This window comes from Microbacterium sp. P26 (assembly GCF_023712585.1).
Taxonomy (GTDB): domain Bacteria; phylum Actinomycetota; class Actinomycetes; order Actinomycetales; family Microbacteriaceae; genus Microbacterium; species Microbacterium algihabitans_A.
The window spans coordinates 755,781-762,822 of the sequence record NZ_JAMAXZ010000001.1; the positions used below are offsets into that span (position 1 = coordinate 755,781).

Annotated in this window: 6 protein-coding genes; 4 read left to right on the forward strand and 2 right to left on the reverse strand. The window is 67.6% G+C overall.

The features are described 5' to 3' along the window. Nucleotides 1-12: 12 nt before the first annotated feature. Together M3667_RS03560 and guaB are read right to left on the reverse strand one after the other, a co-directional pair. On the reverse strand, nucleotides 13-699 hold the full coding sequence (locus tag M3667_RS03560) for a TMEM175 family protein (protein ID WP_251504997.1): 687 nt from the start codon (nucleotides 697-699) through the stop codon (nucleotides 13-15). A gap of 77 nt (nucleotides 700-776) precedes the next feature. After that, nucleotides 777-2,279 carry an IMP dehydrogenase gene (guaB, locus tag M3667_RS03565; protein WP_144829455.1) on the reverse strand — a complete coding sequence of 501 codons (1,503 nt, stop codon included), beginning with the start codon at nucleotides 2,277-2,279 and terminating at the stop codon, nucleotides 777-779. A gap of 302 nt (nucleotides 2,280-2,581) precedes the next feature. On the opposite strand from guaB, the gene M3667_RS03570 reads away from it, so the two are divergent. The 4 genes from M3667_RS03570 to M3667_RS03585 are packed head-to-tail and all read left to right on the forward strand — an operon-like array spanning nucleotide 2,582 to nucleotide 6,585. Continuing rightward, entirely contained in the window at nucleotides 2,582-3,880 is a 1,299-nt protein-coding gene (locus tag M3667_RS03570; RefSeq protein ID WP_251504999.1) for a branched-chain amino acid ABC transporter permease, read from the forward strand. An 11-nt stretch (nucleotides 3,881-3,891) separates the two neighbouring features. Further along, on the forward strand, nucleotides 3,892-4,872 hold the full coding sequence (locus M3667_RS03575; RefSeq protein ID WP_251505002.1) for a branched-chain amino acid ABC transporter permease: 981 nt from the start codon (nucleotides 3,892-3,894) through the stop codon (nucleotides 4,870-4,872). Beyond that, nucleotides 4,865-5,797, forward strand: coding sequence for an ABC transporter ATP-binding protein (locus M3667_RS03580; protein ID WP_144829463.1), 933 nt, complete (start codon nucleotides 4,865-4,867; stop codon nucleotides 5,795-5,797). Before M3667_RS03575 ends, M3667_RS03580 begins: the two co-directional genes overlap by 8 nt. Beyond that, nucleotides 5,797-6,585, forward strand: a complete 789-nt coding sequence (locus M3667_RS03585; RefSeq protein ID WP_251505004.1) for an ABC transporter ATP-binding protein — start codon at nucleotides 5,797-5,799, stop codon at nucleotides 6,583-6,585. Before M3667_RS03580 ends, M3667_RS03585 begins: the two co-directional genes overlap by 1 nt. The last annotated feature ends 457 nt before the right edge of the window (nucleotides 6,586-7,042 follow it).

The window sequence follows — 7,042 nt, forward strand, 5'->3', positions numbered from 1 at the left end:
CACCCGTCCAGCCTACCCGCGCCCTCCGACATCGCCGTCGGCCGCGTCGGAGTGCGCAGCAGACGCAGAGGGCGGGGACAGCGGATCATCGGATCCCCGCAGCAGACGCGTCAGGAGGCCGTCGAAGGCGAACAGCACGAACCCAATTGAACCGAGCAGCGGGCTAAGAAGCATCGCCGCGGCGCTCAGGATGACCGCACTGAGGCCGGCGCGCCCCAGTCGACGCGCGTCGGCGGGCGTCAGATCGGCGATCGCCCCCGAGCGCACGGCCCAGGCCCACTGCAGCCACCCCATGACGATGGCAAGGAAGAAGTTGACGGGGAGCAGCACGCGCCCCAGCAGCAGGTCGGAGTGTGTGGTGTCCAGCGACGAGGTGAAGGGCACGAGCACGACCAGCAGCAGCCGGATGTTGTTGATCCACATCCCCGTGTCGTCGATGCGCACGATCCACTCGAACTGCCGCACGTGGGTCATCCACATCACGCAGAGGATGAGGAAGCTGATGACGAACGAGAAGACCGGGTGCGCGAGGTCGAGGAGCCCGCGGGCAAGTTCATCGTCCGTCGTGGGCGATCCCAGCGACTGATCGGTCAGCCCCAGCACGAGCAGCGTGGCCGCGATCGCGAAGACGCCGTCGGTGAACGCCTCGGTCCGTCGCGCCGACATCGACGCCGCCGGGTGGCTGCGCCGTCGGATCATGCGCACAGCGTAGCCGCACACGTCCCCCCGGGACCACGAAGGGCCAGGCACCCGGCCCGGCCCTTCGTGCGACGCGATTACTTCTTGTAGTTCGGCGCCTCGACGACGATCTGCACGTCGTGCGGGTGCGACTCCTTGAGTCCCGCCGAGGTGATGCGGACGAACTTGCCCTTGGTCTTGAGCTCTTCGACGGTGCGCGCGCCGACGTAGAACATCGACTGACGCAGTCCGCCGATCAGCTGGTAGGCCACGGCCGCGACGGGTCCGCGGTAGGGCACCTGACCCTCGATGCCCTCGGGGATCAGCTTGTCGTCGCTCGGCACGTCCGCCTGGAAGTAGCGGTCCTTCGAGTACGAGGTCTTCTTGCCGCGCGTCTGCAGGGCACCGAGCGAGCCCATGCCGCGGTACTGCTTGAACTGCTTGCCGCCCTGGAAGACGATCTCGCCCGGGGACTCGTCGGTTCCGGCGAGGAGCGAGCCGAGCATCACGGTGTCGGCGCCGGCCACGAGGGCCTTCGCGATGTCACCCGAATACTGCAGCCCACCATCGGCGATCACGGGCACGCCCGCGGGAATCGCCGCCTTCGCCGCTTCGTAGATCGCGGTGACCTGGGGGACGCCGACGCCCGCGACGACGCGGGTGGTGCAGATGGATCCCGGACCGACGCCCACCTTCACGGCGTCGACGCCCGCGTCGATGAGCGCCTGGGCGCCCTCGCGCGTGGCGACGTTGCCGCCGATGACGTCGATGTGGTCGAACGTGGGATCGGCCTTGACGCGCCGCACGATGTCGATAACGCCCGCCGACTGGCCGTTGGCGGTGTCGACCACCAGCACGTCGACGCCCGCGTCGCGGAGCGCCTCGGCACGCTGCCAGGCATCGCCGAAGAAGCCGATCGCCGCGCCGACCCGCAGGCGTCCCTGCTCGTCCTTGGTGGCGAGGGGGTACTTCTCGCTCTTGTCGAAGTCCTTGATGGTGATGAGACCGGCCAGCTTGCCCTCGTCGTCGACGAGCGGGAGCTTCTCGACGCGGTGCTTGGCGAAGGTCGCGATGACGTCATTGGCGTGGATGCCGACGTGCCCGGTGATCAGACCGTCCTTGGTCATCACGTCCTTGACCTTGGTGGTCTGGCGCTCGAAGCCCGAGACGAAGCGCATGTCGCGATTGGTGATGATGCCGACCAGCACGCCGTCGGGGTCGACCACCGGCAGGCCCGAGATGCGGTACTGCGCGCACATCGCGTCGACCTCGGCGACCGTGGCATCCGGGTTCGTGGTGATGGGGTTCGATACCATGCCCGACTCGCTGCGCTTGACCTGGTCGACGATGCCGGCCTGATCCTCGATCGAGAGGTTGCGGTGCACGATGCCGATGCCGCCCTGGCGTGCGATCGCGATCGCCATGCGCGCTTCGGTGACGGTGTCCATCGCGCTCGAGAGCAGGGGCGTCGCCACCGTGATGCGGCGCGACAGCCGCGACGACGTATCGGCCTCGCTCGGGATGACATCGGTGTGCCCCGGCAGGAGCAACACATCGTCATAGGTCAGTCCGATGAAACCGAAGGGGTCGTGCTGCTCCATGGATCCTCCTGCGCGCGCGGCGCCTGCTCTGTTCGGGACGACGTCGGCCGGAACGCGTGCGAAGCGCTCCGCCTCAAAGTGTAAGCGTCGAAGGGGGCCGCGACATTCCCGGACGTCTGTCCGCCGTGCGCAGCCGTGACGACACGGTTCGCTAACGACTCGTCACTGGAAACACGCGCGACACATTACGCTCGTAGCGTCGACCGTCGAAGCTGACGGGACGACTTCGTCAGCGCTGCCGAACTGGAGACTCCGTGGGTCATTCCTCCCCCACCGCGATACGATCGCGATCCCTATCCCGCATGGCTGTGATCGTCTCGCTCCTCGCGAGTGCGATCGCCGTTCTGAGCCTGCTCCTCGCCTCACCGGCGAGCGCGCAGACGACGCCCGCCCCGACTCCGGCCGCGTCGGCCGGCGCCGGCGATGTGTCCACTCAGTACTCGGTGGGCGGCATCATCCGCTCCGGCGACGAGCCACTCGAGGGGGTTCAGGTCACCGTCGAGGGCTCCGGCTTCAGCGAGGTCGGCACCACGGGCGCCGACGGGCGCTGGGCGGTCTCGGTCCCCGGGCCGGGCGCATACACCGCGCAGCTGCAGGTCGACACCCTTCCCGACGGCGTCGCCCCGCGCGACCCCGACAACATCACCCGCGACGTCACGATCGGCACGACCAACACGGTCAACGTGCTGTTCCCCACGGGTGAGGGCACGGCCGCGACGGCCACGATCTGGGACACGCTCTTCTCGCGGTTCTTCTACGGCCTGAACTTCGGCCTGCTGCTGGCACTCGCCGCGATCGGCATCTCGCTCATCTTCGGCACCACCGGCGTCAACAACTTCGCCCACGGCGAGATGCTCACCTTCGGCGCGATCATCTTCTACGTGTTCACGGCCATGGGCTGGAACATCATCCTGGCGATCCTGCTCACCGTCGCCCTCTCGGCGGCTCTCGGGTGGACACAGGATGCCGTGCTCTTCAAACCCCTGCGAAAGCGCGGGGTGGGGTTGGTGCAGGTGCTCATCGTCACGATCGGTCTGTCGATCGTGCTGCGCTACCTGTACCTCTACTTCTTCGACGGCGGCACGCGCAACATCGACACCGGCATCACCGACAACGTGACCATCGGTCCCGTCACGGTGACGCTGACCTCGATCATCAGCATGGGCGTCAGCATCGTGATGCTCGCCTTCGTCGCCTACTTCCTCACCCGCACCCGCATCGGCAAGGCCACGCGCGCCGTGAGCGACAACGCATCGCTCGCCGCGGCATCCGGCATCAATGTCGACCGTGTGATCCGCATCGTGTGGGTGCTCGCGGGAGCGCTGACCGGTCTCTCCGGCGTGCTGTACGGCCTCTACCGCGGCGTCACCTGGGACATGGGTTTCGCGATCCTGCTCCTGCTGTTCGCCGCCGTCACCCTGGGTGGCCTCGGCAGCGCGTTCGGCGCTCTCGTGGGCTCGCTCATCATCGGCATCATCACGGAACTTTCCACCATCGTCATCCCTCCCGACCTTCGGTATGCGGTGGCCCTGATCGTGCTCATCGGCGTGCTGCTGTTCCGGCCGCAAGGTGTGCTCGGTCGTAAAGAGCGGATCGGCTGAGGAACGACGACATGGACTGGCTTTCGATCATCAACAACGCCGCGGGCGAGCTCATCAGCCCGACCACCGCGGCCTACGCCCTCGCCGCCATCGGCCTGAGCGTCCACTTCGGCTACGCGGGCCTGCTCAACTTCGGACAGGCCGGCTTCATGGCGGTCGGCGCGTACGCCTTCGCCATCGCGACCCTGTCGTTCTCGGCCCCCGTGTGGCTCGCGATCCTCCTCGCCATCGTCGCCTCGGTGGTGTTCGCCTTCATCCTCGGCATCCCGACGCTGCGTCTGCGAGCCGACTACCTCGCCATCGTGACCATCGCCGCGGCGGAGATCGTGCGGTACGTGGTCTCGACCGTCGGCCTGACGAACGTCACCGGCGGCTCGCAGGGCCTGAACGGCTACAACCGCGAATTCCAGGCGATGAACCCGCTCCCGGCGGGCACCTACGGCATCGGGCCGTGGACCTACTCGGCGAACGACTGGTGGGTGCGCCTGTTCGGCTGGCTGCTCGTCATCCTCGCGACGATCCTCGTGTACGTGCTCATGCGCAGCCCCTGGGGCCGCGTGGTCAAGGGCATCCGCGAAGACGAAGACGCCGTGCGCAGCCTCGGCAAGAACGTCTACTCCTACAAGATGCAGGCGCTCGTGCTCGGCGGCGTGATGGGCGGCCTGGCGGGAGTGGTGTTCATCCTCCCCCGCGCCGTGCAGCCCGGTAACTACGGAACGGCGCTGACGTTCTTCATCTGGACCGCCCTCCTGCTGGGTGGGGCCGCGACCTTGCTCGGACCCATCGTCGGAGCGATGCTCTTCTGGGTGCTGCTCTCGCTGTCGAACGGAATCATCGTGGGCCTGCGCGACGTCGGCATCCTGGGCTTCATGTCCTCCACCCAGACGGGTCAGGTGCGCTTCATCCTCGTCGGCATCGGTTTGATGCTGCTCGTGATCTTCCGGCCGCAGGGCATCTTCGGCAACAAGAAGGAGCTGTCGTTCAATGTCTGACACGACCGTCACCCACCCGCTCGTCAAGGGCGAGGTCGGCCCCGGCTGCGCGAAGGTCGACCCGATCGTCGTCGCCGACAGCGTCACCCGCCAGTTCGGCGGCCTCAAGGCCGTCGACGTCGATCACCTCGAAATCCCGCGCGGTCAGATCACGGCCCTCATCGGTCCCAACGGTGCCGGCAAGACCACGCTGTTCAACCTGCTGACCGGTTTCGACAAGCCCAACACCGGACGCTGGAGCTTCGAGGGGTCGAACCTCGCCGGCGTCGCTGCATTCAAGGTGTCGCGCAAGGGAATGGTGCGCACCTTCCAGCTCACCAAGTCGCTGGGTCGCCTGTCGGTGCTGCAGAACATGCTTCTCGGAGCCCGCGGGCAGAAGGGCGAGAACATCTTCCGCGCCCTGATCCCCGGCATCTGGAAGTCGCAGGAGACCGAGAACACCGAGCGCGCCGACGATCTGCTGCGCCGCTTCAAGCTCGACGCCAAGCGTGAGGACTTCGCCGCGTCGCTCTCGGGTGGCCAGCGCAAGCTCCTCGAGATGGCGCGGGCGCTCATGAGCGACCCGAAGCTCGTCATGCTCGACGAGCCGATGGCCGGCGTCAACCCGGCTCTCACTCAGAGCCTGCTGGGTCACATCCTCGACCTGAAGAAGGAGGGCATGAGCGTGCTCTTCGTCGAGCACGACATGCACATGGTGCGCCACATCTCCGACTGGGTCATCGTCATGGCCGAGGGCCGCGTCGTCGCCGAGGGACCGCCCGAGACCGTGATGAGCGATCAGGCCGTGATCGACGCCTACCTGGGCGCCCACCACGACACCGACCTCGGTGACATGACCACCTCGCAGCTCGAGACCATTCAGGCCGAAGCCGCCGCCGAGGCGGAGGCGGAGCTCACTGCCGACGAGAAGGACGGGAAGCTCTGATGTCTCAGACCGCCACCGACACGCGCACGCCCGTGCTGCGCACCGACGACCTGGTCGCCGGATACCTCCCGGGCGTCAACATCCTCAACGGGTGCACCGTCGACGCCTACCAGGGCGATCTGATCGGCATCATCGGCCCCAACGGCGCCGGCAAGTCGACGCTGCTGAAGGCCATCTTCGGCCAGGTCAAGATCCGTTCGGGCTCCGTCCTGCTCAACGGTGACGACATCACCGCGCTCAAGGCCGACAAGCTCGTCGGCAAGGGCGTCGGCATGGTGCCGCAGAACAACAACGTGTTCCCGAGCCTCTCGATCGAGGAGAACCTGCAGATGGGGCTCTTCCAGCGTCCCAAGGTGTTCACGGAGCGCTTCGAGTTCGTCACCGGCCTGTTCCCCGAGCTGGCCAAGCGCCGCCGTCAGCGCGCGGGCTCGCTCTCGGGCGGTGAGCGGCAGATGGTCGCCATGGGCCGCGCGCTCATGATGGACCCCTCGGTGCTGCTGCTCGACGAGCCGTCCGCCGGCCTCTCCCCCGTGCGTCAGGACGAGACGTTCCTGCGCGTCGCCGAGATCAACCGCGCCGGTGTGACGATCATCATGGTCGAGCAGAACGCCCGCCGCTGCCTGCAGATCTGCCACCGGGCGTACGTGCTCGACCAGGGCAAGGACGCGTACACGGGCGGTGGCCGCGAGCTGCTCAACGACCCCCGCGTCATCGAGCTGTACCTCGGCACCCTGGCGGCCGACGAGGACGCGAAGCGCGACGGCGGCAAGAACCCCCACGCCGAGTAACTCCGGCTCAGCAGTGCCCCGCGGCTCCGGCCGCGGGGCACTCGTGGTTTACGCGGGCTCCGGCGCGCGCGTGGATCGTGACGAGGGCCGGATCGGTCCACATACGACCCCGGTGGGCTGTGCGCCGGCACGCGCTCTGTGGCTGTGGGGATGGCATGAGCGCTCCCAGTCACCCGAGGACCAGACCGTTCCGCCTGTGAGGCGCACAGAGCCGCGACGGGCATCCCGGTAGGTCCGCCGCACGCGTTCCCGACCTGCGCGCTGCGCGCCCCCGAGCCCCCGCCCAACCCTCGACGCGGTTGAGTGTCCGAAACACCCGGACGCACAGGGGGTGGTCTCCAGTTCTTAGCGCAACACCCTCGCGTGGGGAGGTTGCGGATGCCGAAGAAGTTGGCGTGGGAGGAGCGGGCTGCGGTTCTGCGGGCGGTGGCTGGGGGTCAGTCGATGGAGGCAGTGT

Excerpts from the sequence above, each read along its gene's own strand:
- M3667_RS03580 (WP_144829463.1), top strand. The coding sequence starts at position 4,865 with ATGTCTGACACGACCGTCACCCACCCGCTCGTCAAGGGCGAGGTCGGC.
- M3667_RS03570 (WP_251504999.1), top strand. The coding sequence starts at position 2,582 with ATGGCTGTGATCGTCTCGCTCCTCGCGAGTGCGATCGCCGTTCTGAGC.
- M3667_RS03575 (WP_251505002.1), top strand. The coding sequence starts at position 3,892 with ATGGACTGGCTTTCGATCATCAACAACGCCGCGGGCGAGCTCATCAGC.
- guaB (WP_144829455.1), bottom strand. The coding sequence starts at position 2,279 with ATGGAGCAGCACGACCCCTTCGGTTTCATCGGACTGACCTATGACGAT.
- M3667_RS03560 (WP_251504997.1), bottom strand. The coding sequence starts at position 699 with ATGATCCGACGGCGCAGCCACCCGGCGGCGTCGATGTCGGCGCGACGG.
- M3667_RS03585 (WP_251505004.1), top strand. The coding sequence starts at position 5,797 with ATGTCTCAGACCGCCACCGACACGCGCACGCCCGTGCTGCGCACCGAC.